This is a genomic window from Pedobacter sp. 01N416 (genome assembly GCF_056399685.1).
The window spans coordinates 1-1,482 of the sequence record NZ_JBFTRT010000836.1 but is presented as its reverse complement, the minus strand read 5'-3'; the positions used below and the strand labels follow the sequence as shown (position 1 = coordinate 1,482).

The window sequence follows — 1,482 nt, the reverse complement described above, 5'->3', positions numbered from 1 at the left end:
AACCTATACCAGCTGGTATCATTGGTTCTTAGAAACAATAACGATTGATCAAGTTTTTTATCAAAGGTAGTTCTGTAGGCAAAGTTTCCACTTTGTGGCGGGGCAATCTGTTTTATTTCCTTAAAATCAGCAGTATAACTATATTGAACTTCTTTTTGGTCTGGATTGATGATTGGCCAGCCATCTACCCATTTAACCGGCGCGATAAATGTTTCCCTCCCGGTATTATAATGATTGCCTTCATAAGGCCTTACAGCCAGGAAAATGGCATAAGTTTTCCCATCTGGACCATCAACTAATTCTGCATGACCAGTAGAAGTAATCGGGTCTTTACGGTTTGGATCTAAATCGCGCTGCGTCAATATCGGGTTTTTCTCATAAGGAACATAAGGTCCGGTGGCTTGCTTACTTCTTAAAATTACCTGTGAGTGATTAACGGAAGTACCTCCTTCGGCAGCACAGAGATAATACCAATCGCCACGTTTAAAAATGTGCGGTCCTTCAATCCAGACCGGTTTTTTGCTGATGTCTACCCCACCATTTACCAACTGAACTTCTTCACCCACTACTTTTAAACCGACTGGATCAAACTGAAAAGTACGGATGGTTCGGTGCCCAGGATATAGGGGTTTATTATCTGGCGCATCGCTGTTATAAACGATATAGGCTTTGTCCTGATCAAAAAACAGTGACGGGTCAATCCCTCTCACTTGCGGTAACCAAACTGGATCACTCCATGGTCCTTCAGGTTTTTTTGACGTCATTACAAAATTTCCACGCTTATCGATATTGGTACAGGTCATATAAAATGTCCCTTTATAGTAATTGATTGAAGGTGCAAAAAGCCCTCTAGAGGTACGATCACCGAAAAAAGTCATTTGTGACGGGCGATCGATCACATTGCCGATCTGCTTCCAATTTTTTAAATCCTTGCTATGGAACACGGGAACACCTGGAAAGTAGGCGAAGGTTGAATTAACAAGGTAATAATCGCTTCCCACTTTGGTTACACTGGGATCAGGATAAAACCCTGCCATAATCGGGTTTGTAAATTTAATTTGTCCGTACGAATAGCCAGTATAAAGAAGGGCAATCAATAGAAGAATTTTTTTCATAAAATGCACGTTGGTTATGCTCAAAACTAACATCTACTTCCTTACTGGCATGAGCCATTTGTTCAAAAGAAAGCTCCAGATGTTTGTTTTAAAAAAATCGATATGGGTGACAGGGGATTTTATAGCTCACAATGTATCGTCATTGCGAGGCACGAAGATAACCGAACGAAAGTGAGCTCATGAACACCTTTAAAAACAACTGAAAAATGAATAATCTTAATGCACTCGCAAATAGCAATAGTTGTAAGATTGCTTCGTCGTTCCTCCTCGCAATGACGACCTTTCTATTGGGATCTGTAAATGACAGCTTGTTGAAGTACTTTCTTTGTATTAAAAATAGGGGTCTTCGACAGGCTCTCCATAGGAG

The 1,482-nt window shown here is 40.6% G+C and carries 1 protein-coding gene; it reads right to left on the bottom strand.

Annotated elements, in window-relative coordinates; translation table 11 throughout:
• The coding region (locus AC1DND_RS27670) for a glycoside hydrolase family 43 protein (protein WP_477586041.1) at positions 1-1,115 on the bottom strand (1,115 nt) is incomplete at its 3' end.
• Positions 1,116-1,482 lie beyond the last annotated feature (367 nt).